At 57.2% G+C, this 26502-nt stretch carries 23 protein-coding genes; 5 read left to right on the top strand and 18 right to left on the bottom strand.

The window, feature by feature from the left end:
* Positions 1 to 30 precede the first annotated feature (30 nt).
* On the top strand, positions 31 to 633 hold the full coding sequence (locus tag ACWKXX_RS00505; RefSeq protein WP_003859113.1) for a peroxiredoxin C: 603 nt from the start codon (positions 31 to 33) through the stop codon (positions 631 to 633).
* Positions 634 to 682: 49 nt separating this feature from the next.
* On the opposite strand, the gene ACWKXX_RS00500 is transcribed toward ACWKXX_RS00505, so the two are convergent.
* The 7 genes from ACWKXX_RS00500 to phoB all read right to left on the bottom strand — a co-directional run bounded on the left by ACWKXX_RS00500 (position 683) and on the right by phoB (position 11931).
* The gene (locus ACWKXX_RS00500; protein WP_040117263.1) at positions 683 to 2062 is read right to left on the bottom strand and encodes a DUF3999 domain-containing protein; all 1380 of its coding nucleotides are present in this window, start codon (positions 2060 to 2062) and stop codon (positions 683 to 685) included.
* Positions 2059 to 4668 (bottom strand): DUF2339 domain-containing protein, encoded by a 2610-nt coding sequence (locus ACWKXX_RS00495; protein WP_261666411.1) that lies wholly within the window; start codon positions 4666 to 4668, stop codon positions 2059 to 2061. Before ACWKXX_RS00495 ends, ACWKXX_RS00500 begins: the two co-directional genes overlap by 4 nt.
* Positions 4669 to 4759: 91 nt before the next feature.
* Positions 4760 to 6577 (bottom strand): maltodextrin glucosidase, encoded by a 1818-nt coding sequence (malZ, locus tag ACWKXX_RS00490; RefSeq protein WP_261666412.1) that lies wholly within the window; start codon positions 6575 to 6577, stop codon positions 4760 to 4762.
* Between the two features lie 163 nt (positions 6578 to 6740).
* Positions 6741 to 8114, bottom strand: coding sequence for a proline-specific permease ProY (gene proY / locus ACWKXX_RS00485; protein WP_017383160.1), 1374 nt, complete (start codon positions 8112 to 8114; stop codon positions 6741 to 6743).
* Positions 8115 to 8195: 81 nt separating this feature from the next.
* A complete protein-coding gene (gene brnQ / locus ACWKXX_RS00480) occupies positions 8196 to 9515 on the bottom strand; it encodes a branched-chain amino acid transporter carrier protein BrnQ (protein ID WP_017694430.1) in 1320 nt (439 codons plus the stop codon).
* Between the two features lie 409 nt (positions 9516 to 9924).
* Complete coding sequence (gene phoR / locus ACWKXX_RS00475) at positions 9925 to 11220, bottom strand: phosphate regulon sensor histidine kinase PhoR (protein ID WP_023303180.1); 1296 nt, start codon at positions 11218 to 11220, stop codon at positions 9925 to 9927.
* 21 nt (positions 11221 to 11241) lie between these two features.
* Positions 11242 to 11931: a phosphate response regulator transcription factor PhoB gene (phoB, locus tag ACWKXX_RS00470; protein ID WP_003859122.1), complete on the bottom strand. Its 690-nt coding sequence runs from the start codon at positions 11929 to 11931 to the stop codon at positions 11242 to 11244.
* A gap of 187 nt (positions 11932 to 12118) precedes the next feature.
* On the opposite strand from phoB, the gene sbcD reads away from it, so the two are divergent.
* Both sbcD and sbcC read left to right on the top strand, forming a co-directional pair.
* Positions 12119 to 13324: an exonuclease subunit SbcD gene (sbcD, locus tag ACWKXX_RS00465; RefSeq protein ID WP_284329777.1), complete on the top strand. Its 1206-nt coding sequence runs from the start codon at positions 12119 to 12121 to the stop codon at positions 13322 to 13324.
* On the top strand, positions 13321 to 16452 hold the full coding sequence (gene sbcC, locus ACWKXX_RS00460) for an exonuclease subunit SbcC (RefSeq protein ID WP_045331384.1): 3132 nt from the start codon (positions 13321 to 13323) through the stop codon (positions 16450 to 16452). The genes sbcD and sbcC overlap by 4 nt, the downstream gene beginning before the upstream one ends.
* Positions 16453 to 16535: 83 nt before the next feature.
* Here the strand turns inward: sbcC and mak are convergent, their stop codons facing one another.
* Complete coding sequence (gene mak, locus ACWKXX_RS00455; protein ID WP_023303177.1) at positions 16536 to 17441, bottom strand: fructokinase; 906 nt, start codon at positions 17439 to 17441, stop codon at positions 16536 to 16538.
* A gap of 123 nt (positions 17442 to 17564) precedes the next feature.
* Here mak and rdgC point away from each other — a divergent pair, with 123 nt between their 5' ends.
* The gene (gene rdgC, locus ACWKXX_RS00450) at positions 17565 to 18479 is read left to right on the top strand and encodes a recombination-associated protein RdgC (RefSeq protein ID WP_006809928.1); all 915 of its coding nucleotides are present in this window, start codon (positions 17565 to 17567) and stop codon (positions 18477 to 18479) included.
* Between the two features lie 47 nt (positions 18480 to 18526).
* Here the strand turns inward: rdgC and ppnP are convergent, their stop codons facing one another.
* The 5 genes from ppnP to ACWKXX_RS00425 form a co-directional block, all read right to left on the bottom strand.
* Positions 18527 to 18814 carry a pyrimidine/purine nucleoside phosphorylase gene (ppnP, locus tag ACWKXX_RS00445; protein ID WP_003859131.1) on the bottom strand — a complete coding sequence of 96 codons (288 nt, stop codon included), beginning with the start codon at positions 18812 to 18814 and terminating at the stop codon, positions 18527 to 18529.
* A gap of 71 nt (positions 18815 to 18885) precedes the next feature.
* Positions 18886 to 19563: an AroM family protein gene (locus tag ACWKXX_RS00440; RefSeq protein WP_045344925.1), complete on the bottom strand. Its 678-nt coding sequence runs from the start codon at positions 19561 to 19563 to the stop codon at positions 18886 to 18888.
* A 236-nt stretch (positions 19564 to 19799) separates the two neighbouring features.
* The gene (gene yaiA / locus ACWKXX_RS00435) at positions 19800 to 19991 is read right to left on the bottom strand and encodes a protein YaiA (RefSeq protein WP_003859135.1); all 192 of its coding nucleotides are present in this window, start codon (positions 19989 to 19991) and stop codon (positions 19800 to 19802) included.
* 44 nt (positions 19992 to 20035) lie between these two features.
* A complete protein-coding gene (gene aroL, locus ACWKXX_RS00430) occupies positions 20036 to 20560 on the bottom strand; it encodes a shikimate kinase AroL (RefSeq protein ID WP_017383154.1) in 525 nt (174 codons plus the stop codon).
* A 144-nt stretch (positions 20561 to 20704) separates the two neighbouring features.
* Complete coding sequence (locus ACWKXX_RS00425) at positions 20705 to 21163, bottom strand: YaiI/YqxD family protein (RefSeq protein ID WP_045142035.1); 459 nt, start codon at positions 21161 to 21163, stop codon at positions 20705 to 20707.
* Positions 21164 to 21260: 97 nt separating this feature from the next.
* On the opposite strand from ACWKXX_RS00425, the gene proC reads away from it, so the two are divergent.
* The gene (gene proC / locus ACWKXX_RS00420; protein WP_261666413.1) at positions 21261 to 22070 is read left to right on the top strand and encodes a pyrroline-5-carboxylate reductase; all 810 of its coding nucleotides are present in this window, start codon (positions 21261 to 21263) and stop codon (positions 22068 to 22070) included.
* 16 nt (positions 22071 to 22086) lie between these two features.
* Here the strand turns inward: proC and adrA are convergent, their stop codons facing one another.
* From adrA to ACWKXX_RS00395, 5 genes are all read right to left on the bottom strand, one after another.
* Entirely contained in the window at positions 22087 to 23190 is a 1104-nt protein-coding gene (gene adrA, locus ACWKXX_RS00415; protein WP_261666414.1) for a diguanylate cyclase AdrA, read from the bottom strand.
* Between the two features lie 102 nt (positions 23191 to 23292).
* Positions 23293 to 23613 (bottom strand): phosphate starvation-inducible protein PsiF, encoded by a 321-nt coding sequence (gene psiF / locus ACWKXX_RS00410; RefSeq protein WP_032102863.1) that lies wholly within the window; start codon positions 23611 to 23613, stop codon positions 23293 to 23295.
* 294 nt (positions 23614 to 23907) lie between these two features.
* Positions 23908 to 24168 carry an anti-adapter protein IraP gene (gene iraP / locus ACWKXX_RS00405; protein ID WP_003859148.1) on the bottom strand — a complete coding sequence of 87 codons (261 nt, stop codon included), beginning with the start codon at positions 24166 to 24168 and terminating at the stop codon, positions 23908 to 23910.
* Between the two features lie 208 nt (positions 24169 to 24376).
* Complete coding sequence (locus ACWKXX_RS00400; RefSeq protein WP_015571317.1) at positions 24377 to 25591, bottom strand: multidrug efflux MFS transporter; 1215 nt, start codon at positions 25589 to 25591, stop codon at positions 24377 to 24379.
* A gap of 169 nt (positions 25592 to 25760) precedes the next feature.
* Positions 25761 to 26444, bottom strand: a complete 684-nt coding sequence (locus ACWKXX_RS00395; protein WP_017383151.1) for an extensin-like domain-containing protein — start codon at positions 26442 to 26444, stop codon at positions 25761 to 25763.
* Between the last annotated feature and the right edge of the window lie 58 nt (positions 26445 to 26502).

The following is a 26502-nucleotide window of genomic DNA, read 5'->3' as shown; positions in this document are numbered from 1 at the left end:
AAATAACCTTAGTATCTACAGGAGAATCATATGGTTCTGGTAACACGTCCGGCTCCGGATTTTACAGCTGCCGCCGTTCTGGGCAATGGTGAAATCGTTGAAAACTTCAACTTCAAACAGCACACCAACGGTAAAGCGACCGTTCTGTTCTTCTGGCCAATGGACTTCACTTTCGTTTGCCCGTCTGAGCTGATCGCGTTCGACAAACGTTACGAAGAATTCCAGAAGCGTGGCGTGGAAGTGGTTGGCGTCTCCTTCGACTCTGAATTTGTACACAACGCATGGCGTAACACCCCTGTCGAAAACGGCGGCATCGGTGCAGTGAAATACGCGATGGTTGCGGACATCAAACGCGAAATCCAGCAGGCTTACGGTATCGAACATCCGGACGCTGGCGTTGCACTGCGTGGTTCTTTCCTGATCGACGCGAACGGCATCGTTCGTCACCAGGTTGTGAACGATCTGCCGCTGGGTCGTAACATCGACGAAATGCTGCGCATGGTTGACGCGCTCCAGTTCCACGAAGAGCACGGTGAAGTGTGCCCGGCTCAGTGGGAAAAAGGTAAAGAAGGTATGGCGGCTTCCCCAGACGGCGTAGCTAAATACCTGTCTGAGAACGTATCCAGCCTGTAATCGGCACGGTTTACCAAAAAACCCGCGAATACGCGGGTTTTTTTATGGCTTATGCTGCGCCGTCTTTTTTTACCTCGCGCCAGATGCGCCATGCCATACCCGCAAGCACCATCACCCCCGCAATCAGTACGCCCCAGACCATCAGCGTTTTCATTCTGCTTTCCTGCTCAGCCGCAGACGTCGCGGTTAAACGCGCCTCGCCACCCAGCGGGACAGGTTCCAGCGTATCCGCCATCGGCAGGGCTGCCAGATCGTAGGTTTTACGCAGTTCGGTCGGGATCAGCATATCCGTCTCCACGCTCGCCGGTTTCGCAGCCCCGTTCCCCCACGCGAGCAGGTACGGCCCCTTCCCCTGCGCGTTAAACACCAGATCGTAGCGCACGCGTTGCCCGGTCACGCCAGGCAGGTTCTCAGGCAAACGCGCATTGAGGGTCTTGATTTTTACCGCCTCGACCAGTCCGCCAGGGAGCGGAACAGGTTCAGACGTTTTGCCGCCGAGCTGGTAGATCACCTCTTTTTTCAGCGTATGCCACCGATCCTTATCCGCCTCCCGCCAGGCTATTTCTGCCGGGAGAACACCGTCGCCATTCAGCATGAAGCCGATCGCACTCAGAGGCTGCGGATGTTTCCAGCGCCACACGGCTTCGCTTTCGGATAACCGCTCCCCCTCTCCCGCCAGGCTAATGTGCTCAGATTCCGGCTGTTCAGTCGCGTTAATCGCGTTGACGCCGGTTAACGTCAGGGCAGAACGCCCCGTGTTCAGCACCAGCAGCAGATAACGATTCGCCTCAGGCGATAACACCAGATCGGTATCGATGCGGTCGAGCTTCAGGCGATCCTGTCCACTCATCACGTCCAGCAGGGGCATCTCTTCGCGCAGGGTATACCAGTTTTTCAGATCCTCGCTGTAATAGACCGATGCCGTCCCCTGCCACGAGCCCTGCGGCGTGTCCCAGAAAAGCTGGAGCTGAGAGAGCGGAACCTCCGTCGCGTTTTCCGGCAGGGTCAGCAGATAGTGCTGTCCGGCAGCCGCCGCGTGTTGCCCTTCCAGCACAATTTCCACGCCGTTTCTGGCCCGTAGCATAATTTTATCGCCGCTGTCCTCTTCTCCGCCCGGCGAGGCGTTAAGCGCAAAGAGGCGCAGCGCCGTGGTGGTCGGTGCCGGCTGCGGACGCGTCGTGGTAACCAGGCTGAACGGTACCGGCTCGCCCGACTGATTAAACACGCGCACGTCGCGCAGATCGGGCGATGTGCTCTGCTGATAAACCGCCAGCGGCAGCATGACCCGATACCACGGCGAAGAGGCAGAGGTATCAAGGGACAGGCCATAGGCATAATCCCGCGGGGATTCCGCTGGCGCGCCCTCGCAGAATGCCGGACCGGCCACGGCCAGCAGTGCCGCACAAACAACCGCGTTCATCCATTTCATTTTTCTTCTCCTGCTTTAGGCGGTAGCGGCGAGAAATAGCCCACAATCAGGACCAGGATCGCCACGCCAATAAACGCGACGGCGCGCGCCAGGCCGCCACCGCCCGCGCTGTCCACCAGCATCAGTTTGAGCATGACCACCCCCAGTAGCGCCGCACCGCCAAGCCACTGCTGACGGGAGGCGTGACGGGTGGCGCGGATCATGACCACCAGCGCGCACAACATCCAGAACAGGGCAAAGGTGGTCTGGATAAGCCGCGAATGCCACAACGACTCCCAATTCCAGGCCACCTCGCCGTACCACGCCAGCGCGCGCAGCAATGCGCCGTTAAGCCACCAGAAACCCAGGGCCATCAGCACAACGGCGGGCCACGGACGGGACTGCGCAAGCGATGCCGGATAGTAGCGATCCACTTCCCGATAAAACACCACCAGCCCCAGCAGCGCGAACGCCGCCCCTTCCTCAAGCGGGTTCACCAGCGGCAGCCATGTCTGTTGATAGACCACACCGTCCTGCAAATTGGTCACGACCAGCAATACCACCAGCGCCACAACCACAGGGATCGCGGCAAGGCAGGCGTAGAGCGCAGGCCATACCCGGAACGGCCACCCGCGACGCCGTACGGCCGCGGAGAGCGCCATAATCACCCCACCGCCAACAGCCATCGCAATGCCGCTTCCCCAGGCCGCCATGCCCCACGGCAGGGAGCGGGCAAACCAGTAAAGCTCGGCGGCTATGGCGAGTAAAATCATCCACACCAGCGACAGATGCAGCCCCATTGAGATGCGCGGCAGAAGTTTATCTTCGTCGCGCCGCAGCAGCATCAGGGCGGCAGGCAGCGCAATAGCCCAGGCCAGATTTGCCCAGCCGGCCGCCAGGATTTGCTGTTGCCAGATCTGATACAGCACCATCAGCAGCATCACCGGCCACAGCAGCCATTTGCTGGCATCCAGCTCCCGCCACGCCAGACGAGCGGCAGCCTGCCGCCATCCCCAGGCCGACGCCGCCGTCAGCGCCATTACGCCTTCCAGAACCGATAACTCCTGCTTCAGGAACAGCTGCGACGCGCCCAGCAGCGCCACTAACCAGAACAGCAGCCCACCGGCCAGCAATGCCCAACTGCCCGGCTGTGCGATTTTCTGCCACAGCCAGGCCGCAGCCAGCCAGCAAAGACTGAGCACTGCGAAAATAAGCAGCAGGCTCAACGAGGTGACGCCGTCCATTTGCGCCCATATCGCGCTGCCGAGCGCCAGCACCAGCAGCGCCGTCCCGCTATAGCTCATGCGCCGCTGCTGCTGTTGCACGCCCAGCCAGAGAATACCCAACCCTTCCAGCGCCCAGGCCATCGCCGTCCAGCGCGCTGAAAGCGCCAGCGGAATGGCAAGCGTGGCAAACCCGCCGCCGATCGCCAGCGCCGCCATAATCAGTGGCCGCCCGACAGACGGATAGCGTCGCAGTGCGAGAAACGCCAGTGAGAGATAAAACGCCCCATAGCCCAGCGCGCTGAGCGCCGGGCCGTACGTCCAGTGAGACGTCATGCCATACTGCATCCCAAAACCAATCAGCGGCGGAGCAAACAGCAGTGCGCCGTCAATAATCTGTTTGCCTTTTTCCTGCGCCCGCAGCGACAGCGCCACGCTAAACACGCCAAAAATAAGCGTATTGGCAATCAGGAACAGCTGACAGATAGCATAGTCTTCCGGCTGGTAGTCGCTCAGCCCCCATACCCCGCCAACGCCAAACGTGAAGAGCAGCCCGAGCAGGTTGAGCTCGCGCCAGTGCTGCCAGATGCTGATGGCGAGAATGCCGATGGAAAGCATGAGATAGAAGGAGAACAGCGCCACAACGCTGCCGCCTCCGGTAGACAACAGCAGCGGCGCAAGGTATCCGCCGAGGCTCGCCAGCATGGCAAGGCTCAGTGCCTTTTGCAGCACGGCCAGCCCGACGCTCGCCGCGCAAATCACCACCAGCAGCGCAAACGCCAGCGTCATCGGCAGCATTTGCCACAGCCGGAATGCGCCAAAGACGGTCAGATAAAGCACGCCGGTCGCCCCGCCCTGGAGGATCAGCGCGTAGATCCGCTGCCTGTGCCGCAGCCGCCATCCAACGGCCAGCAGAACCATGGCAAACAGCGCCGTGGCGGCAAGACGCAGCTCAAGCGGAAACAGTGAATGTTCAACGGTATAGCGCAGCAGGAAAGAGAGGCCGAGGAAGAGCAGTACAATCCCCAGTTTTGCCAGCGGATTGCCCTGCATAAACCAGCGCGTCAGCGAGGACAGGATGCCGCCAAAGGCGGAAGGCCGTTTTGCCGCCGGTACAAGCGCTGGTTCTGCTTCAGTGACGGGCGGTTCGGGACGCCAGGGATCGACAGGTGCGGTAACGGCTTCTGCCACCAACGCTGGCGTCTCCACCGGCGCGGCGGTCTGCACCGGCTCCGGCGCTTTCTCAGTGACACCGCGCTGCTCAAGCGCCTCAATGCGCTGGCGAAGCCGGGCGATCTCCTGCCGCGCCGCCGTGCTTCGGTTAAAACCTATCACCGCGAGCACGGGTGCCACGACCAGCGCAAAAACCAGGAACAAACAGCCAAGGATGTAAAGCTCGTCCATGTTTCCACCTTCACCGTAAACGATCCGCTAAGATTGACACAAATCGTTGCATTTGCGCCATCTTAAAAGGTGAAAACCATTCTGCCTGCGCTTAGCTGCCGAACCAGACCGCAGCGGAGATCGCGGGCAGCGTGAGCACGCTCTCCTGGAACGTCGCTTTACCCTCTTTGATCTTCCACGTTTTACCGGCCAGCAGCGGTGAATCTTCCAGCATTACTTCACACGCTTCGCCCCGGTTGATCGCCACCAGCACGCGCTGCTGGTTATAGACGCGGACAAACACCACTACGTTATCGTGGGCGTACATCACCTGACAGCCCCCGTAGCGCAGGGCCTGACTCTGCCTGCGCAGCGTCGCCATACGCTGGTACAGGCTGAACAGATCCTGATCCTGTTTTTCACTCTCCCACGGGAAGGTTTTACGGCAGAACGGATCGTTATTCCCCTCCAGCCCCACTTCATCGCCATAGTAGATGCAGGGTACGCCCGGCCAGGTAAAGAGCCAGGTCACCGCCAGCGGCAGACGCGCCACATCTTTACCCAGCAATGATTTAAAGCGCGCGGTATCATGGCTGTCGAGCTGGTTAAACATCCGCAGCTGCTGCTGATGCGACAGGCCAGCGCGATAGTTTTCCATCCACGCCATGCAGGTTTCGGCGTCGATATGCTGCGGATCGTAAGAGATATCGGTGTTAGCGAGGAAACCCCACAGCGGGAAGGTGAAGCCGCGATAGTTCATCGCCGCGTCTTCTGCATCAGCCTGCAACCACTGACGCGCGTCGCCAAAGTGCTCCCCGAAGACGAACGCTTCCGACCGGGCCGCTTTTGCCGACCGGGTAATGGCGGCGACATGTTGAAGGTTATTCCGCGCCCCGCCTGATTCACCCAGCATATGCACCACGTCCAGCCGCCAGCCGTCCATTTTCCACGGCGCTTTCAGCCAGTGGCGCACGATGCTGTCGTCGTCGCCGTAGATCTCATTCACCAGCGATGGCGACTGGAAATCGAGCTTCGGCAGGCTCGGGTAGCCCAGCCAGTCCAGGGCGCGGCCATTCTCATCAAAACTGTACCAGTCACGCTGCGGTGAGTCTGGATTATGGCATGCGCCGCTCATCGACTGATTATGACGGTCAAACCACGCGTGAGAATCACCGCTGTGATTGAACACGCCATCAAGGATCAGGCGCATACCCTCTTTTTGCGTGTTGTGCCGCAGCCGCAGCAGCGCCTCGTCACCGCCAAACTGCTCGTCAACGTGGCGGTAGTCCTGCGTATCGTATTTGTGCACGCTTGGCGCTTTAAACACCGGGTTCAGGTACAGCGCCGTGACGCCGAGCTTTTTCAGGTACGGCAGTTTTTCGCTGATACCGTCGAGATCGCCGCCGTAAAAGGTCGATCCCCCCGCCTGGGCGGTCAGCGGCTCGTCCCATTTTTTCAGAATGATGTCGTGACCGACCGCATGATGGTAATAAACCTTGTCCTGATCGGCGGTGCGCTTTTCGCTGCGCGCAAAGCGGTCCGGGAAAATCTGGTAAAAGACCTGATCGTTAACCCACTGCGGGCCGTTATCCGGGTGATCCACGGCAAACTGCTCCAGCCGGGCCGGAGGAAAACGGCTGAAGCCCTGCGGGGTAAACCACAGCTGCCGGTTGTTCCACAGCAGCTTGAAGCCGTAGCGGCGACGCGGCTGCCCGCTGCGCAAATCGATATTTGCCCGCCACGCCGTGACGCCCGGCTGCGGCTGGCTGCGCACTTTGTGCATTTTCAGCGACGTTTCTTCGTTATCCACTTCGGCGCGCAGGGTCACACGTTCAGGCTGATTGTCCCCTGCCAGCCAGAGCGTAATCACAAGGTTGTCTTTGTTTTGCTTAACAAATGGGGCAACCGGAAGGTGCCAGGCGTTTAACATCACGAATCCCCTTTGATGAAATTGACGTCACCTTGCCACAGGGTGATTAAAGATAGCTCATCGTGTTCGGGATTATTGGGGGAGGAGAACGGAGGAGGAGATTTTTTCCAGGGCAAAAGGGAGTGTAGGCCGGGTAAGCGCAGCGCCACCCGGCATTTTTACCTTACTGTGCTTCCGCCAGCTGACGATCGCGGCGACATTTAAACATCCAGCCCACCAGCAGCAGGACGATCCACGCGAAGCCCACGTACAGAGAAATACGGGTATCCGGGTGATAACCAATCAGGCCAATGATGAAGACCAGGAAGATGAGACCGACAATGGTCGTTGGCACGCCGCCCGGCACTTTAAACTTCAGCGCTTTGGCCTCTTCTGGCGACAGGCGGCGACGGAACGCAATCTGCGACAGCAGGATCATGATCCACACCCACACCGTCGCAAAGGTCGCCAGTGACGCAATCACCAGGAAGACGTTCTCCGGCATGATGTAATTCAGGTAAACCGAGAACAGCAGCGCCACGGTCATGACCAGCACCGTTACCCACGGGGTGCCGCGACGCGACGTTTTGGCAAACACCTTCGGCGCACTGCCCTGCTCCGCCATGCCGTGCAGCATACGACCCACGCCGAACACGTCACTGTTGATGGCCGACAGCGAGGCAGTCAGCACCACAAAGTTGAGAATGCTGGCGGCAAACGCAATGCCCATATGCTGGAAAGTCAGGACAAATGGGCTGCCGTTGGTGCCCACCTGGTTCCACGGGTAGATGGACATAATCACAAACAACGTGCCCACGTAAAACACCAGGATACGCATCGGCACCGAGTTGATGGCGCGCGGAATGGACTTCTCCGGATCTTTCGCTTCCCCGGCGGTGATGCCGATAATCTCAATACCGCCATAGGCGAACATGACCATCTGAAGCGACATGACCATCCCGAGCCAGCCGTTGCTGAAGAAGCCGCCGTTGCTCCACAGGTTATGGATGCCGGTTGGCTGCCCACCGTTGCCGATACCCCAGATGATGATGCCGAAACCAGCGAGGATCATGATGATAATGGTCGCGACCTTGAAGAAGGAGAACCAGAACTCCAGCTCGCCAAACACCTTCACGCTCATCAGGTTGACGGCGCAGATGATCAGCACCACGCTCAGTACCCAGATCCAGTGCGGCACGGCGGGGAACCAGACCCCCATATAGATGCCAAACGCCGTCACATCGGCAATGGCGACAATCAGAATTTCGAAGCAGTAGGTCCAGCCGGTGATAAACCCGGCCAGCGGGCCTAAGTTTTCTTGTGCGTAGCGGGAGAAGGAACTGGCAGAGGGGTTGTGAACCGACATCTCCCCCAGCGCACGCATGATGATATAGGCCGCCACGCCGCCGATGATGTAGGCCAGCAGAACGCTTGGACCGGCCATTTTGATGGCATCTGCCGAGCCATAAAAAAGACCGGTGCCGATAGCCGAGCCCAGCGCCATAAAGCGGATGTGGCGGGTGCTCAATCCACGTTTAAGTTTGTTAGTGCTTTCCATTAAAATCTTGCCATTCAACACGAAAAAAACAAAAAACCACGGGGCCTTAAGCCCCGTGGTTAAACAATTTGTTGCCGTTGATTAATGGGCGTTGGATGTCACCTGACGCCCTGCCGCACGGTCCCAGATAATCGCCAGAACCAGCGCTACAACGGAAGGCATCAGCCAGGCCAGGCCCTGCTCGGACAGCGGCAGACGCTGTGTCCAGGCTGGCAGGATTTCTGCAAATGCTGATGCTTTGATCCCGTCAAGGATACCAAAAATCAGGCTGATAAACATGGCCGGCGCAATAATTCGCGTCGAGTTATGCCACCACGGGCGGGTGAAGCTCAGCACCACCAGCACGATACATGGCGGATAGATCGCCGTCAGCACCGGAATTGACACCTGAATCAGGTGGCTCAGACCGAGGTTTGACACCGCCATGGAGAAGATGCCGAGGATAAACACCAGCGTGCGGTAAGAGAGCGGCAGATACTGGGCGAAGAACTCCGCGCAGGCGCAGGTCAGACCCACCGCCGTCACCAGACAGGCCAGGAAAATCAGCGCCGCCAGCAGCATGCTGCCTGCACCACCAAAGGTATGCTGCACGTAAGCATGCAGGATCGCCGCGCCGTTTGCGTTCTGATCGACCAGCGTTGCGCTATCTGAGCCCAGACGGAACAGCGCCAGATACAGCAGCGTCAGGCCGACACCGGCCATCAGGCCAGCCCAGATGGTGTAGCGAGTCAGCAGACGCGCTTCGGTCACCCCGCGGGAACGCGCGGCGTTAACGATAACGATACCAAACACCATCGCACCGAGCGTATCCATTGTCAGATAGCCGTTCACGAAACCGTTTGAGAACGCCGCGTTCTGATAAGCGTCCATCGCGGAGCTGATGGGCCCCGCAGGCCAGACGATAGCCGCAACCGCCAGCACGATCAGCGCCACAATTTTCAGCGGTGCCAGGAAGTTACCCACGGTATCCAGCAGTTTGCCCGGATAGAGAGAAACCAGAATCACGATGGCGAAGTAAATGAGGCTGTAAATAAACAGCGGCATCGCGCCGTCACCGGTCAGCGGAGCGATACCCACTTCAAAGGAGACGGTCGCCGTACGCGGGGTCGCGAACAGCGGGCCAACGGCCAGATAGCAGACGGTTGCCAGCAGAACGCCAGCCACTTTGCCAATCGGGGTGCTGAGGCTGTCCACACCGCCACCGACTTTCGCCAGCGCGATAACGGTCAGTACCGGCAGGCCCACGGCAGTAAGCAGGAAGCCAAACGCAGCCGTCCAGACGTGTTCACCCGCCTGTAAGCCAACCATTGGAGGAAAAATGATGTTACCTGCGCCAACGAACAGCGCAAATGTCATAAAGCCCAGCGCGATAATGTCACGCGATTTCAAGTGATGGGTCATAAAACCTTACTGCCTGTGGATGTGGTGTTGAATACGTTGAGATTTTCGCCATCCCTGACGGGACGATACAGCGGAAAATTTGCTCAATTTCAGCGGGATATGCTCCCGTCCTGGCGTGGCGAAGAATAGTTTTTCGATTTACCACGCAAATACAGTCGGTCTGACAGTATATGGGGGGCAATTTAAACGCTTATAACGTTTAAAGGCAAGAAGGGATCGTAAAACCAGAACAATATGCCAGCATGAAAATGCAGACCAACATAATATGCCATGTATAAGAAAAACTCATGGCTAATCATGCGAACAAAAAAGCACCAGCCGTATAATATTCATCCGCGTTTCGCTTGACTGCAAAGCAAACGGGCCAGCAATCGCTGGCCCGTGGAAAGGTAGCCTGACACATCTGCCGTCAGGCGCTTTTTTTGGCAATTAATCGTTCCGGAATCACGAAGCTAAAGCGCGTGCCCTTACCCAGGGTGCTTTCGATATTGAGCCGGCTTTCGTGGTGGCTGACGGCATGCTTCACAATTGCCAGTCCCAGTCCGCTCCCGCCGGTCTGCCGCGAGCGCGCCTTATCCACCCGGTAGAATCGTTCGGTGAGACGCGGGAGGTGCTCGGGCCCAATCCCCGGCCCGTTGTCCTCGACGCTAAACTCAGCGCCCGCCGGGGTATGCTGCCAGCGCACCGCGATATGCGTCCCTTTCGGGGTATGATTCACGGCGTTATAGACCAGGTTTGAGATAGCGCTTCGCAGCTCATCTTCACTGCCGAGCACTTTCAGCGTGTTATCAACGTCAAAACTCAGGGTGTGCTGATTATGACTCAGCGTTTGGGCTTCGCGCTCCACCACCCGCAACATCATCGGTACATCAATGATGTCGTTTAGCGCCAGCGACGGGGCAGCCTCAATCTTTGAAAGCGTCAGCAGCTGTTTGACCAGCCCTTCCATGCGGAACGTCTGCTCCCGCATGGTATGCAGCGCTTTCTCACGCGGCGGCCCCTCAAGCGTTTGCTCCTGCATCATCTCCAGGTAGCCCTGAAGCACCGTCAACGGCGTACGCAGCTCGTGGCTGACGTTGGCAAAGAAGTTACGTCTCGCGCCCTCAAGCTGGTGCATCTGGGTGACGTCCCGCGCCACCATCAGCCACTGCCGATCGCTGTAGGGCATCACGCGGATTTCCAGATGGCGACCGTTATTGAGCTTCAGATTATGCGGGCGCGAAAAATCCCGCTTTTTCAGATACAGCGTGAACTCGGGATAACGCAGAAGGTTCAGGATGTTCTGACCATTATCATCCGGCCAGCGCAGGCCCAGCAGCTGTTGCGCGAGGCCATTACACCAGAAGATTGTCCCTTCTTCTGTCGTCAGGATCACCGCGTCCGGCAGCGACTCCGCACCGCTACGAAAGCGTTTGATCAGGCTTCCCAGCTCACGACGGCGCTTTTTGTTACGCATCTGCATCTGGTGCAGACCGTAGAGTAGCGGTTCCCAGCTCCCGCTTCCCGGCGGGGGTGTCATACTTCTGTCGACCCACAGCCACCAGGAGAGACGCAGTAAATTCCAGAAATGCCAGACGAGCAATCCCGTCACGGCCACCAGTAAAAACCACGGCAGATAGCCAAAGATAGCCCCCAGAATGAGGGCCGGAATACAGCATAAGATCAGTTCAAAGACGAGCCTTTTCCATGACAGACGTTCCAGCACGCGTCACACTCCTGTCATTGTTCAGAAACGGGTCGAGAAACGATAACCCGTGCCGCGGACCGTCTGTACCATGCGATCGTGGCCGCTCAGTTCCAGTGCTTTACGCAGGCGGCGAATATGGACGTCAACCGTTCGGTCTTCGACATAGACGTTAGTTCCCCAGACGTTATTCAGCAACTGTTCGCGGCTGTAAACGCGCTCCGGGTGGGTCATAAAGAAGTGCAGGAGCTTAAATTCGGTCGGTCCCATATCGAGGGGATTTTCACCGGTCATGACCCGGTGTGAGGTAGGATCCAGGCTCAGCCCCTGCATCTCAATCACCTCTTCCACCGCCATCGGTGAAATACGGCGCATCACGGCTTTAATACGCGCCACCAGCTCTTTCGGGGAGAACGGTTTAGTGATGTAATCGTCCGCGCCGGTTTCCAGACCGCGCACGCGATCCTCTTCCTCGCCGCGCGCCGTCAGCATTACCACCGGGATATCGCGGGTCATCGCCTCGCGTTTGATATGCTTGATAAACTGCAATCCGGAACCGCCAGGCAGCATCCAGTCCAGCAGGATCAGATCGGGCCAGGGTTCATTCAGCTGGTTCACCGCGCTGTCATAATCTTCCGCTTCAACCGGCTGGAAGCCATTTTGTTCAAGCACGAAGCACACCATTTCACGGATCGGAGCTTCATCTTCTACGACCAGAATACGTCTCGCCATACTTTGCCCTGTCTTATCGTATTTAAGTTACAAGTCTGTAATGCGGCGTCATTATGCGTCAGATTTATGACAGATTTATGAAAAACATTACCACTATAAATAGCAAACTGTTGTTTTATTACAGCGGTTATTTTCCGTTCCCCGAACGTTTATAATCCTGCTTTCTTATTATTGCCACGGATCTTTTATGCGCATACTTCACACCTCAGACTGGCACCTGGGTCAAAATTTTTACAGCAAAAGCCGCGCCGCGGAACATGAAGCGTTCCTGAACTGGCTGCTGGAGACGGCTCAGGCTCACGAGGTGGACGCGATTATTGTGGCGGGCGACATTTTTGATACCGGATCGCCGCCGAGCTATGCGCGTGAGCTGTACAACCGTTTTGTGGTCAACCTCCAGCAAACCGGTTGTCACCTGGTGATTGTCGCCGGAAACCATGACTCGGTGGCGACGCTGAATGAATCCCGCGATATTCTGGCGTTCCTCAATACCACCGTGGTGGCCAGCGCCGGACACGCGCCGCAGATCCTGAAAAAACGCGACGGCACGCCGGGCGCAGTGCTGTGCCCAATTCCGTTTTTACGCCCGCGCGATATCGTGCAAAGCCAGGCAGGTCTGTCCGGCAGCGAAAAACAGCAGCATCTGTTGCAGGCCATCACCCGCTATTATCACCAGCAACATACGGAAGCCTGCGCCCTGCGCGGCGATCAGGCCATTCCGATCATTGCCACCGGACACCTCACCACCGTCGGAGCCAGTAAGAGTGATGCGGTGCGCGAGATCTATATCGGTACGCTGGACGCGTTTCCGGCGCAAAACTTCCCCCCCGCCGACTACATTGCCCTCGGGCATATTCACCGGGCGCAGATCATCGGCGGCTGCGAGCATATCCGCTACTGCGGCTCGCCCATTTCGCTCAGTTTTGACGAAACGGGCAAAGCCAAATCCGTGCATCTGGTGAGCTTCACCGGAGGCAAACTCAGCGCCGTTGAGACGCTTGAGGTGCCGGTCACCCAGCCGCTGGCGGTGCTGAAAGGCGATCTGGCCGCCATTACCGCTCAGCTTGAGCAGTGGCGCGGCGCAGCGCTTAATCCCCCCGTCTGGCTCGATATCGAAATCACCACCGACGACTACCTGTACGATATGCAGCGTAAAATACAGACGCTGACGGAAGACCTTCCCGTGGAGGTGCTGCTGGTACGCCGCAGCCGCGAGCAGCGCGAGAAAATACTGCTCAACGCCCAGCGTGAAACGCTTAGCGAACTTCGGCTTGAAGAGGTGTTCGCGCGGCGGCTTGCGCATGAAGAGGTGGACGAGGCCAGACGCACCAGGCTTAACGAGCTGTTTGCCCAGACCCTGCATTCCCTCCATGACGAGGACGAAAACGCATGAAAATTCTGAGCCTGCGTCTGAAAAATCTGAATTCGCTAAAGGGTGAGTGGAAAATTGATTTCACCGCGGAGCCGTTCGCCAGCAACGGGCTGTTTGCCATCACCGGCGCAACCGGCGCGGGTAAAACCACGCTGCTGGATGCCATCTGCCTGGCGCTTTACCACGAAACGCCGCGTCTTAATAAGGTCTCTCAGGCGCAAAACGACCTGATGACGCGCGATACCGCCGAATGCCTGGCGGAAGTAGAATTTGAGGTCAAAGGCGTTGCTTATCGCGCTTTCTGGAGCCAGAACCGCGCCCGCAACCAGCCGGACGGGAACTTACAGGCACCGCGCGTTGAGCTGGCCCGCTGCGAAGACGGCAAAATTCTGGCCGACAAAGTCACGGATAAGCTGGAACAAACCGCCGCGCTTACCGGGCTGGACTATGGTCGCTTTACCCGCTCGATGTTGCTCTCTCAGGGGCAGTTTGCCGCCTTCCTGAATGCTAAACCGAGCGATCGCGCAGAGCTGTTGGAAGAACTGACCGGCACGGAAATTTACGGCCAGATTTCCGCCATGGTTTTTGAAAAACACAAAGCGGCACGTAACGCGCTGGAGATGTGCGAAGCGCAGGCCGCAGGGGTTGTGCTGCTGAGCGAGGAACAGCAGCAGCACTTGCAGCAAAGTTTGCAGGCACTTACTGACGAAGAAAAAGTCCTGCTGGCACAGCAGCAAAGCCAACAGAAAGATTTTCAGTGGCTTACGCGTAACGACGAACTGATACGTGAGCAGCAGCGTGCAGCCGCTTCGCAGCAGCAGGCGCAACAGGCTCTGACGGACGCCGCGCCCCAACTGGCGAAGCTCAAGCTGGCGCAGCCCGCCGCCCAGCTACGTCCGCTATGGGAGTATCAGCAGGAGCAGACCACCCGCCTGGCGCAGACAACAGAGCGAATTGTTGAAGTAAATACTCGCTTACTCGACAGAGCGGTGCAGCGCTCGCGTATTCGCAACGGTGCGCTGCGCAACCGTGAACAGTTGCAGACAGAGCACAAGGTACTGACGCAGTGGCTGACCGAACACGATCGTTTCCGTCAGTGGGGGCAGGAAATTGCCGGCTGGCGGGCGCATTTTACGCAACTGGGTCGCGATAAAAATCAGCTTGTTGCCCAGTCAGCGCGCATGGCTGAGCTTCGTCAGAAGCTGGCTGAGATGCCTGAAAGTAGGTTGACGCTGACGGCTGAGGATCTCGCGACGGCAATGGAGCAACAGGCACAGTCGCGGGCGCTCCGCCAGCGTCTGACAGCGCTTCACGCTCGCTATCAGCCGCTGCAAAAACGACTGCGCCAGAATGCGGAAAGCGTGCAGAAAGCGCAGGCTGAGCAGGCTAAGTTCAATGAAACGCTGATCCTGCGGCGTCAGCAGTTCAAAGAGAAAAATCAGCACTATGCCGACCTGAAAGCGCTCTGTGAGCGTGAGGCGACAATCAAGGATCTTGAGAACTATCGTGCACAGCTCGAAGCGGGTAAGCCTTGCCCGCTCTGCGGTTCACGCGAACACCCGGCAGTTGTGCAGTATCAGGCGCTTGAACTGACTGACAATCAGCGCCGCCGCGACGCGCTGGAGAAAGAGGTTGCCGCGCTAAAAGAGGAAGGATTGCTGGTGCTCGGGCAGGTGAATGCGCTGACCCAACAGATCCAGCGCGAGACAGAGGAAGCACAGGCTCTCTCTGAGGAAGAGCAAGCACTTACTAAGGAGTGGCTGGAGGTCTGCGCCTCCCTGAACATAGCGCTGAATATTCAGGATGATATAGCCCCCTGGATGAGCGAACAGGAACAGTATGAACGCCAGCTGTATCAGCTCAGCCAGCGTCTGACGCTGCAAAACCAGCTCAATGAACAGGAAGGTCAGGCGCGCCAGTACCAGCAGCAGCTGACGGCGACGCGTCAGGCGCTGGCAGCCTCGTTACAATCGCTGTCGCTTAGCGTGCCCGATGAAGGGGCTGAAAGCGCCTGGCTGAGCGCGCGCGAAAGCGAATATACCCTGTGGCAGGAAAAACAGGCCCAGCACGGTACGATTCAGGAAGGTATTAACGCCCTGATGCCCATTCTGGAAACGCTGCCGGTTACCAATGATGCAGAAGCCGACGCGGTTATCCCTGAGAACTGGCGCGGCATCCACGACGAATGCGTGTCGCTGCAAAGTCAGCTCACCACCCTACAGCAACAGGAGACGCTTGAGCGTGAACGGCTCCAGCAATCACAGGCTCAGTTCAACGCCGCGCTGACCGCGAGCTGCTTTGCCGATCGGGACGCATTTCTCTCCGCCCTGCTGGATGAAACGTCGATCCACCAGCTTGAACAACAAAAGCAGACGCTGGAAAACCAGCTCCAGCAGGCCACGGCGCTTTCGATGCAGGCAAGCCAGCAGCTTCAGGCGCATCAGGCACAGCGCCCCGAGGGGCTGGAAACCGATGCCGCAACGCTTCAGGCGCAGTTACACCAGCTGGCGCAACAGCTTCGGGACAACACCACGCATCAGGGGGAGATCCGCCAGCAGCTCAAACAGGACGCCGATAACCGTCTGCACCAGCAGGCGCTTATGCAGCAGATTGAGGAGGCGGCGCGTCAGGCCGACGACTGGGGCTATCTCAACGCGCTGATAGGCTCCAGCACCGGCGATAAATTCCGTAAATTCGCCCAGGGGCTGACGCTGGATAATCTGGTGTGGCTTGCCAACCAGCAGCTCAACCGTCTGCATGGCCGCTATCTGCTTCAGCGTAAAGCCAGCGACGCGCTGGAGCTGGAAGTGGTCGATACCTGGCAGGCCGATGCGGTACGCGATACCCGTACCCTTTCCGGCGGGGAGAGTTTCCTGGTCAGTCTGGCGCTGGCTTTAGCGCTTTCCGATCTGGTCAGTCACAAAACGCGCATTGACTCGCTGTTCCTGGATGAAGGATTCGGCACGCTCGACAGCGAAACGCTGGACACCGCGCTGGACGCGCTCGACGCGCTGAACGCCACCGGGAAAACCATTGGCGTGATCAGCCACGTAGAGGCAATGAAAGAGCGCATTCCGGTGCAGATCAAAGTGAAGAAGATCAACGGGCTGGGATATAGCAGGCTGGACAGGGAGTTTGCGGTGCAGTAAATGGGGGGATGATGCGCTCTGGTGCCCTCACCCTGGCCCTCTCCCACGGGGAGAGGGCACAAACATCAAAAACGGTTTTGCGTTTATTCCGGCCAGAGCCACGCCGCGCCGCGCACTCCGCTGGAATCTCCGTGGACGGCTTTGCGGATCGGCGTTTCGCACTCGCCGCCAAATACCCACTGTTTCACCAGCGTTGGCACCGTGGCGTACAGCCGGTCGACGTTGCTCATGCCGCCGCCCAGTACAATCACGTCGGGATCAAGAATATTGATCACATGCGCCAGTGACTTAGCCAGCCGCATTTCGTAGCGGCTGAGCGCCAGTTCAGCCACCGGATCCTGCTCCTCAACCAGACGCATAATCTCGTTACCTTTCAGCGGCTGACCGCTCAGACGATGATAATCGGTGGCAAACCCCGTGCCGGAAATAAAGGTCTCAATACAGCCCTGCTTGCCACAGTAGCACGGTACTTCGGCGCGGTATTTGAGTTCATCTTCGTCCATCCACGGCAACGGATTGTGTCCCCACTCGCCCGCGGTGCCGTTGCTGCCAATATGCGAGCGCCCACCGAAGGCCACGCCCGCCCCGCAGCCGGTGCCGATAATGACCGCAAATACGGTCTGCGCGCCAGCCGCTGCGCCATCCACGGCCTCAGACACCGCCAGGCAGTTGGCATCATTCGCCAGACGCACCTCCCGGTTCAGGCGTTGGCTTAAGTCTTTATCAAACGGCTGACCGTTGAGCCAGGTGGAGTTGGCATTTTTCACCACGCCGGTATACGGCGAAATGGAGCCGGGGATCCCCATCCCGACCGTGCCCGTCTCGCCCGTTGCCTGCTCTGCCATATCGACCAGACGGGCAATCGTCTCTATGGTCTGGTGATAATCATCGCGCGGCGTAGGCAGACGGTGGCGAAACAGTTGCTCCCCCTGCTCGCTCAGCGCAATAACTTCTGTTTTGGTGCCGCCCAAATCAATCCCAATACGCACAAGACACTCCTCATTATTTTGATTATCAACAGAGTAGAAGCCCGCTTCCCGATTAGCAATGCAAGCGATGCGACAATTCGTTATCATGCCCGCTGATTTAACGACAAGGCCGTGGAAATTATCATGCTGTGGTTCAAAAATTTGATGGTTTACCGTCTCAGCCGCGACGTTTCGCTGCGTGCAGAAGAGATGGAAAAACAGTTAGCCGCTTACTCCTTTACCCCTTGCGGTAGCCAGGATATGGCAAAAACCGGCTGGGTTCCGCCAATGGGTTCTCAAAGCGATGCGCTGACCCACGCCAGCAGCACGGGGCAAATCATCGTTTGCGCCCGTAAAGAAGAGAAGATCCTGCCGACGCCCGTGGTTAAGCAAGCGCTCGAAGCGAAGATCTTCAAGCTGGAAGCTGAACAGGGCCGTAAGCTTAAAAAAACCGAAAAAGATTCGCTGAAGGATGAAGTGCTGCACTCGCTGCTGCCGCGCGCCTTTAGCCGCTTTAGCCAGACCATGATGTGGATCGACACCGTGAACGGGCTGATCATGGTGGACTGCGCCAGCGCCAAAAAAGCGGAAGATACGCTGGCGCTGCTGCGTAAGAGCCTTGGCTCATTACCGGTGGTACCGCTGGCGCTGGAAACGCCGATTGAGCTGACCCTGACCGAGTGGGTGCGCAGCGGGACTGCCGCGCAGGGCTTCCAGATCCTTGATGAAGCAGAGCTGAAAGCGCTGCTGGAAGATGGCGGCGTGATCCGCGCGAAGAAACAGGATCTGGTGAGCGACGAAATCGCCGTGCACATTGAAGCGGGCAAAGTGGTGACCAAACTGGCACTCGACTGGCAGCAGCGCATTCAGTTTGTGATGTGTGATGACGGCTCCGTGAAGCGCCTGAAATTCTGCGATGAACTGCGCGATCAGAACGAAGATATCGACCGCGAAGATTATGCTCAGCGCTTTGACGCAGACTTTATCCTGATGACCGGCGAGCTGGCGGCGCTGATTCAGAACCTGGTGGAAGGTCTCGGCGGCGAAGCGCAGCGCTAACAGGCAAAACGCAGGCCGGGTAAGCGAATGCGCCACCCGGCATGCTTTTATTTCAGATAGCGGCACAGATAAGAGGTTGGCTCTGCAACCTGTAAATGGAACTCGCTGTGGCCCGGCACGTTGAAGACCTGCCCGGCACTATAGACTTTCCACTCCGTTTCACCTGGCAGCAGGACGTTCAGCGCGCCGCTGACCACCGTCATCTCTTCCGCTTCTGCGGTGCCAAAGGTGTATTCCCCTTCCGCCATGACGCCGACACTGGCGCGGCCAGTGCTGCTGCTGGTAAAACCAATGGATTTCACTTTACCGGAAAAGTATTCGTTACTTTGAAGCATGAACTGGCCCTTATATTTATAGAGAAAAATCCACTATAGGGGCCATGCTCATGACCTGTCACGCAAAATCATTACACCAGTAATTCTGACGCCAGGCGCGCCATCAGGACGTTAGAGAGCAGCACCGGAACATCCAGCGCCTTTTGCAGTAAATCACGATGCCGCTGATGGAAGCCCAGGCAGTCGAGCATCAGGACATCCGCCCCTCTGTCGATCAACTCCTGCCCGGCCGCAATCAGCTTCGCTTCGCTGTCCCAGAACGGGTTTGCCAGCGCGTAAAGCGGGGTGTGCTCCAGCGCGGCCCACTTCACCGTCTGGTTATCCAGCAGTTCCTCAACGGGAACGATGACCCCAACCTGATGACCATCAACAATTGAGGCCACCAGCGGGGGGATAATCCGCATCGGTTCGAGCAGAATGGTATTACGCGCGCTGAGTCCTTTAACGGGTGCCGTGCTCATCAGCAAAATAACGTCATAGTCCTGATTGTCGAGCACTTCGATCACGCCCTGTAGCGCGCGCTCGATTTTCTGGCGCGACACATGCGCCAGTTTACCGTCACTGAGTAACGTTGCCAGGGGATCTTCCCCCTCTCCGACCGCGTAGTCTTCCATGACCTCTTCCCGACTCAGCTTCCCTAACAGACTGAGATGCGTAATTTGTTGTTCAGAGACATGCTCGGTTAAGAGCGGTAATACTTCGCTTACAGGCACCACACCAATCGTGAGGATCGCCAACGTCGCCTTCATTTTGATCGCCTTCCGTTACTACCACAACTGCCACACAGGTACAGGCTCACTACGCTGCACTGTTCATTTTTTCAACAAAACAGCACCAAGGGTAGCAGGGGATCTCTACACCGTAATGTAAAGATCGACTGGCCTTTCCGAATCCACCTGTAATAACTAAATATTAACTGCTGCTTAACATCAGCGATATGTTAAAAGTGTGATTCAGGCACGGTTGTAACGAATTCGGATTCCTGTCAGGACTTCTCAGGATCCTCATAGCGCCGTTTCGCATCCAGCGCTTCCTGTTCGGTTTCATGTTCGCTGATCAGCGAATCAGGTTTAGGGTGATCGGCACGCAGCTGGTACCAGGTTACGGTCTGATCGCCGTTACCTTTTTCAACGGTAACGATGCGGGCTTCACGTGGATAGGGAGGTCTGGTTGGCATAGCTCATCCTTTTTTTATGTCTGAGCTATGAGTATAGACGGCTGTTAGCTGGCGCAAGCCAAACGCAGGGCGGTAATAATCTGAATCGCAACTTTCTCGGGTGACGCTGACGCATCCACAACGTGGTGTGCCGCCTCGCGGTACAGTGCATCGCGTTCGGCGAGGACGTCGCTGACCTCTTCACTCAGCGGTTTCGCGGTCAGAGCCGGGCGCTGTCCCTCTTCCGGAAACGCCTCCAGCCGCCCCACCAGCGTAGAGACCGGGGCACAGAGGTAGATCACGACACCCTTTTCGCGCATAAACTGGCGGTTATACGGTGCCAGAATAATGCCCCCACCGGTCGCGATCACGGTTGACGGCGCGGTCACCGCTTCCAGCGTGGCTGTTTCACGCGCACGAAAGCTCTCCCAACCCTCATCCTCAACGATATCGGCAATGGTCTTACCGGCATTCTCCTGGAGCCAATGGTCAGTATCGACAAACTGACTCTGGCACAGACGCGCCAGCTCCAGACCAACGGTGGTTTTCCCACAGCCGCGAGGGCCAACTAAAAAGATGGGTGGGTTCATAACCAGGTGTTCCCCTTGCTGCCGGATAACTGAAGGCTGTAAAGAAATGATTGCAGTAGATGTTGCGCTAACTTTACTGCAAAGCGGTACGGAATGACAAGCCTGTGGAAGCCACACTGTACCACAAAACCGCCCGGAGGTGGGCTACGCCGGGCGGCGCTTCACTTCCAGCAGCCATTTATCCAGCTCGGCGGCAAACTGCTGGCGATCGCGCTGCGACAGGCTGTCCGGCCCACCGGTTTGCACGCCGCTGGAACGAAGCGTATCCATAAAATCACGCATGGTGAGCTTCTCCCGGATCGTTGCCGGCGAATAGCGTTCTCCGCGCGGGTTCAGCGCCGCCGCCCCTTTCGCCAGTACATCGGCAGCCAGCGGGATATCCGCGGTGATCACCAGATCTCCTGCGTCACACAGGCGTACTATCTCGTTATCCGCCACGTCAAACCCGGACGGAACGCGCAGAGAACGGATGTATCTGGAGGGCGGCACGCGGATATTCTGGTTCGCCACCAGCGTCAGCGGCATCTGCACGCGCTCGGCAGCACGAAATAAAATCTCTTTGATGACATTCGGACACGCGTCCGCATCAACCCAAATCGCCATAGTCTCTCCCCATTATGATTCTGGTGACTATTGTCGCCTGCATTTCGTTGTTAAGCTATCAATGAGAGATAACAACGCATAATAACGGAGAGACGTGATGGATAAGAAAATCGGGTTTATCGGCTGCGGAAATATGGGCAAAGCTATCCTCGGCGGACTGATTGCCAGCGGGCAGGTGCTGCCGGGGCAGATTTGGGTCTATACCCCATCCCCGGATAAAGTCGCGGCGCTGCGTGATGAGTATGGTGTCAACGCTGCCGAAAGCGCACAGGACGTGGCTCAGGTGGCGGATATTGTCTTTGGCGCCGTTAAGCCGAATATCATGATTAAAGTCCTGAGCGAGATCACCTCCAGCCTTAACAAAGAGACCCTGGTGGTATCGATTGCCGCAGGCGTGACCCTCGATCAGCTCGCCCGCGCGCTGGGCCACGACCGTAAGATTGTTCGCGCCATGCCAAACACCCCGTCGCTGGTGAATGCCGGTATGACATCCGTTACCCCGAACTCGCTGGTCACATCTGAAGACGTGGCGGATGTACTGAATATTTTCCGCTGCTTCGGCGAAGCGGAAGTGATTGCCGAACCGATGATCCACCCGGTAGTCGGCGTGAGCGGCTCTGCCCCGGCGTATGTCTTTATGTTTATCGAAGCCATGGCCGATGCCGCCGTACTGGGTGGAATGCCGCGCGCGCAGGCCTACAAATTTGCAGCGCAGGCGGTGATGGGTTCGGCCAAAATGGTGCTGGAAACGGGTAAACATCCGGGCGAACTGAAAGATATGGTGTGCTCACCGGGGGGCACAACCATTGAAGCCGTGCGCGTGCTGGAAGATCGCGGGTTCCGCTCCGCCGTGATCGAGGCGATGGAAAAATGCATGGAAAAATCAGAGAAGCTCAGTAAGTCCTGATGCGCTACGCCGGGCGTCAGGCGGCCACTTCGGTGCGGCCCCGTCCGGCATTTTTGGCTTTATAGAGGGCCACGTCCGCCGCCTTTAGCCATTCACGATAGTGGGTGAACTGCGCCCCCCAGGGGGCAACCCCAACGCTGATACACAACCTCGCCATAGGTGCTCCGTGCAGCGGCATGTTGACCAGCCGTTCGTGGACGCGCGACATCGCTGCAATCGCGCTGTCGGCAGGCGTGCCGGACATGATCACCGCGAACTCATCCCCGCCAAAACGGCCAATATAATCGCCTGAGCGCAGGGTCAGCTGAAGCTGGCGCGTGATGGCGACAATCGCTTCATCCCCCACGTCATGCCCCCAGGTGTCGTTGATCGTCTTGAAGTGATCGATATCGATGAGCAGTATCGTCGCCTGTCGATGGCTTCGACGGCAGGCCTCAAATTCGTTACGCAGCAGCGTTTCCCAGTGACGGCGATTGAATACGCCGGTCATTCCGTCGCGGGTACTCATCAGCTCAAGCCGACGCTTATGCTCTGCCAGACGGATCGCCGTGCGGTGGCTGAGCCAGGCAAACAGTATGGGGTAGACCACCAGCACGGGGAGCGTCAGCCACAACGCCAGCGGTTCAGAGGTCAATACCACAGGAGTACCCGTGGATTGCACGGTCAACAGGGCAGACAGGGCAAGTAGCGAGAGTCCTGTCAGAAATAACCGGCATCCCCCCGATCCCATCATATTCATGCCGATCATCACGATCAGCGCCGCCGTTGGTAGCGCATTGAACCCTGTTAGCCCCATCCAGACACCGGCAATAATGGCATCGATTTTCAGATTAACAATTTCACTGCTGTGGGGTTCAGCCGAACGAAAAGCCAGCTGCCAGGCCAGATGGGGCCAGACAAAGACCCAGCCCACCAGCAATAACCACCAGACGCCGGAAAGAAACTGGCTCACCAGAACGCTGGCAAGCGGAACAAATAGCGCCGCCAGACCAACGATGCGTGCCAGCCGTATTCGCCGGGCAAATCGCAGACCGGAACGGTATGAATCATCCTGAGAAAGCTGCTGGTGCCACGCTTCCCGAATGTTCTCGTGATTGTCATAAAACTCATCATTCATCATTTTTGGGAATATTCTGAAACATTTTCCCAAATTATAGAGAGGGGGATAGCGGGGAAAGTATGAAATTTTGGGTGAGCCACAGCCGTGACTCACCCGTTAGCACTACGCCTGTTTTTTCAGGCACGCGCTCATAAACTTGCTGCGATCGTCGCCTTTCAGCATCTGCTGTGTCGCCTGGGCGTTGCACTCACGCATTTTTTGCTGCTGTGGGGTCAGGCTTTTTACACCGGGTTTAGCCGCACCATTTTTAAGGCAGTCGCTCATGTACGTTTTACGGGCATCCCCTTTCAGGCTTTGCGATGTCGCCTGTTGGTTACAGGTCGTCATGCGCTGCTGCTGGGGCGTTAACGTTTTCTCTTCCGCGTGTGCTGAGGCGATCAGACACAGGCCAGAGAGCAGGGTAACCAGTATTGTTGTTTTCATTGCACCATCCTTTATGTGAAGTTCCACGTTAAGTCTGGCTCGTTACGGGAAAAAAACCACCCTGCGACTCTGATTTTCGCCGGGCTCTGCGGTTATTTCAGCCCTGTATCGGAACAATATTCATTAACCGATTTCGCCGGGTGGGAGGCGGTAATTAATAACAGAAATTATGCGGTGAAAGGTGTGCTCTGTCTCAATTAAATTTTCCCTGCATAAATGTGTAAAAATAAAAACAGAGCGACGCCAGGCATCCTGCATGACAATTCTGTGACACGTCATTTCACCTCAGGCAGGTTAGCTGCGAGGATGCCTTAAAAGCTTCTTTACGTATTGCTGAAGCAGCTCCGCATCTTCCGCAGGCACCTGGGAATCAGGACGCGCTTTTTCCAGCGCGCCTTCAACGTTGTCGATCAACGCCTCCTGCTCCGGTTTTGCCATCTGTCGCAGCAGCGCCGTCACAACGATTTCCAGCGCCTCGACCTGGGCAACCAGCTCTTTCGACTCTTCTTCCTTTTGGGCAAGCTTAACCAACAACTCAGCAATGAGATTTTTCATGGTGCTATTTCCTTATGTGATTTCCCCTGAAATTAACACCCTCTCTGAATAATGAAAAGCATGGATTAGCTTTATCTTATGCAAAAGTGACATCGCTGCCAAAAAAGATATTTCAGCGCGAAAGCGAAACGTTTTCCTGAAAGAAAGGCGCCGCATTTCGTTATATAAAAATGCGGCGTTCATAAGAATAAATAATATATTATCGTGTTTACCGGGCCGACTTTGCCTCAGCGATTCGCCTGCGGCGTCGCAAGGCAAAGGCCAGTTGAATAATATTCAGCAGGACCACCACCGCCGTCGCGGCAAATACCCAGCGGAAACCCGCCATCGCCGAGACCGAGGCGCCGATAAGCGGGCCCGCTACGTTGCCTAAATACATGAACGACTGGTTGTAGCCAAAAATGCGGCCGGTTACCTGGTCACTGGAATATTTCACCAGCAGCGTCTGAACAGCGGGCAGCATGGCGCCATCTGCGAAGCCAAGCAGGAAGCGCAGGATGCCGAGCTGAAGAGGTGTGGTGACGAATGACATGGCAAAGAAAAGGATCACCGCAATGATGAGCGTTGCCATCAGAATACGTGCCGTACCGATCCTGTCGCCCAGTTTCCCCAGACGCGGAGCAGACATCAGCGCCGACACGCCCGGCACCGCGGCAATCATCCCGCTCAGAAAAGCAATGTTGCTGCTGTCCGGCGCCATCGACTTGATAAACAGCGCCAGAATCGGCCCTACCGAACCGTTACAGAGCTGGATCACCATCGTCGTCACAAAGAGGCTAATCATCAGGCCAGGATAAGGCAGCGAGGCGAAAACCGCTTTTCCGCTCAGGCGTTCGGATTTACTGACAACAGGCCGCCCGCCCTCTTTAATCAGAAAAAGGGTGACCAGAAAGCTGATCGTTAGCAGGATCGCGGTAATGATAAAGACCGCACGCAGCCCGACATGGTCCGCCAGGAAGCCGCCGAGCAGCGGGCCGCCAATGACCCCGCTGATCTGGGCCGTGGAAAGCGTGCTGAGCGCCCAGCCGCTTCGCTCACGCGGTACCTGTGAGGCCACCAGCGCCATGGCATTCGGAATGTAACCGGAGGTCAGCCCCATTATCGCCCGCAGAATAAACAGCTGCCAGACGTTGGTGGCGAAGGCCTGGAGCAAAATGGCTATCGCCATCCCCAGCGAGGCGCGGAGCAGCATCAACTTGCGCCCCTTGCGATCCGCCAGGCTGCCCCACATCGGCGACACAATGGCGGAGACCAGAAACGTCACGCTGAACGTCAGGCCGGACCACATCGAGAGCGCTTCATGGGAAGTCACTCCCAGCTGCGACACATACAGCGGCAGGAAGGGCAATATCTGGCTGATAGCCAGTCCGGTGAAGAAGCAGCCGAACCAGACTGAAATGAGATTAACTTTCCAGGATTCCATAACAGAAATAGTCTTCATTTTTAGGCGAATTCGCCGACAGATTAGCAAGTTACGCGCAATGACATAGCGCCAGAGATGCGGCCTTGCAGACTTTGGTGTTTTATCTTCCCAGTCATCATATTTGTGAAATAAGTCACAATTTATCCAATTTTTGGCGGAAGATTATGCTTCATCGACATAATCCATAGCCGCGCATCCCCAGATGGAAATGGTTGGCATGGGCGGCATTATAGTCCGGCCCCAGACCGTTACCGTAATAGCCACAGCTTGCCGAGAGCAGGGCCTGTAGCCAGGGCTGCGTCTTTTCCGCTTTCCAGCCGTTCAGGACGGTAACGCGCTGTCCATTTGCCAGCCTGAAAGCGCTGATATCCAGCGCATCCGCCGTGGCATGTTCGCTGCGCCGCGCATCCGGGCGGCTGTAGATATTGCGGCAGGCGAAGCTGCCCAGATGTTCAATACGCGTAAGCTCGCTTCCGGTCCAGGTTTTGGTGAGCGGTCGGGCCTGCTGGCTGACAAACAGCGCCGAACTTAACGCCAGCGGGCAACTGGCCAGAAAGCTGCTGTTCAGGCTCACCGGGCCAAAATCGCGCACGCGCACCACGTTACTCAGCGGACACTCACCGGCGCTGTCAGCGACAGCCTGGGTACGGATAAGCTGGCGTTGATTCGCCTGCGCTAACAGGCTTTCGCACGCCTGCGGTGTTAAACGTCGAAGTTTAAACTGGGTGATTTTTCCGGGCGGATCGTCAAGCGTAAGCGGCACGAAAGGATTGTAATACGGCGGCAACCAGCGGTAGCCCACCGTGGCGATCCCGGCAATAACAATAAGAATAAGCAGACCTTTTCCTTTCACGCGCCCCCCTTCAGCATCCCTCAAAACATTATGGCAGAAGGCCGCGAAACCCGCCGGG

This window comes from Enterobacter sp. UPMP2061 (assembly GCF_053709615.1).
This window is presented reverse-complemented; position numbering and strand designations above follow the sequence as displayed.

What these genes read in the sequence shown, in the direction of transcription:
- ACWKXX_RS00505 (WP_003859113.1), top strand. Translation starts at nt 31, where the DNA reads ATGGTTCTGGTAACACGTCCGGCTCCGGATTTTACAGCTGCCGCCGTT.
- ACWKXX_RS00500 (WP_040117263.1), bottom strand. Translation starts at nt 2,062, where the DNA reads ATGAAATGGATGAACGCGGTTGTTTGTGCGGCACTGCTGGCCGTGGCC.
- ACWKXX_RS00495 (WP_261666411.1), bottom strand. Translation starts at nt 4,668, where the DNA reads ATGGACGAGCTTTACATCCTTGGCTGTTTGTTCCTGGTTTTTGCGCTG.
- malZ (WP_261666412.1), bottom strand. Translation starts at nt 6,577, where the DNA reads ATGTTAAACGCCTGGCACCTTCCGGTTGCCCCATTTGTTAAGCAAAAC.
- proY (WP_017383160.1), bottom strand. Translation starts at nt 8,114, where the DNA reads ATGGAAAGCACTAACAAACTTAAACGTGGATTGAGCACCCGCCACATC.
- brnQ (WP_017694430.1), bottom strand. Translation starts at nt 9,515, where the DNA reads ATGACCCATCACTTGAAATCGCGTGACATTATCGCGCTGGGCTTTATG.
- phoB (WP_003859122.1), bottom strand. Translation starts at nt 11,931, where the DNA reads ATGGCGAGACGTATTCTGGTCGTAGAAGATGAAGCTCCGATCCGTGAA.
- sbcD (WP_284329777.1), top strand. Translation starts at nt 12,119, where the DNA reads ATGCGCATACTTCACACCTCAGACTGGCACCTGGGTCAAAATTTTTAC.
- sbcC (WP_045331384.1), top strand. Translation starts at nt 13,321, where the DNA reads ATGAAAATTCTGAGCCTGCGTCTGAAAAATCTGAATTCGCTAAAGGGT.
- rdgC (WP_006809928.1), top strand. Translation starts at nt 17,565, where the DNA reads ATGCTGTGGTTCAAAAATTTGATGGTTTACCGTCTCAGCCGCGACGTT.
- ppnP (WP_003859131.1), bottom strand. Translation starts at nt 18,814, where the DNA reads ATGCTTCAAAGTAACGAATACTTTTCCGGTAAAGTGAAATCCATTGGT.
- ACWKXX_RS00440 (WP_045344925.1), bottom strand. Translation starts at nt 19,563, where the DNA reads ATGAAGGCGACGTTGGCGATCCTCACGATTGGTGTGGTGCCTGTAAGC.
- yaiA (WP_003859135.1), bottom strand. Translation starts at nt 19,991, where the DNA reads ATGCCAACCAGACCTCCCTATCCACGTGAAGCCCGCATCGTTACCGTT.
- aroL (WP_017383154.1), bottom strand. Translation starts at nt 20,560, where the DNA reads ATGAACCCACCCATCTTTTTAGTTGGCCCTCGCGGCTGTGGGAAAACC.
- ACWKXX_RS00425 (WP_045142035.1), bottom strand. Translation starts at nt 21,163, where the DNA reads ATGGCGATTTGGGTTGATGCGGACGCGTGTCCGAATGTCATCAAAGAG.
- proC (WP_261666413.1), top strand. Translation starts at nt 21,261, where the DNA reads ATGGATAAGAAAATCGGGTTTATCGGCTGCGGAAATATGGGCAAAGCT.
- adrA (WP_261666414.1), bottom strand. Translation starts at nt 23,190, where the DNA reads ATGATGAATGATGAGTTTTATGACAATCACGAGAACATTCGGGAAGCG.
- psiF (WP_032102863.1), bottom strand. Translation starts at nt 23,613, where the DNA reads ATGAAAACAACAATACTGGTTACCCTGCTCTCTGGCCTGTGTCTGATC.
- iraP (WP_003859148.1), bottom strand. Translation starts at nt 24,168, where the DNA reads ATGAAAAATCTCATTGCTGAGTTGTTGGTTAAGCTTGCCCAAAAGGAA.
- ACWKXX_RS00400 (WP_015571317.1), bottom strand. Translation starts at nt 25,591, where the DNA reads ATGGAATCCTGGAAAGTTAATCTCATTTCAGTCTGGTTCGGCTGCTTC.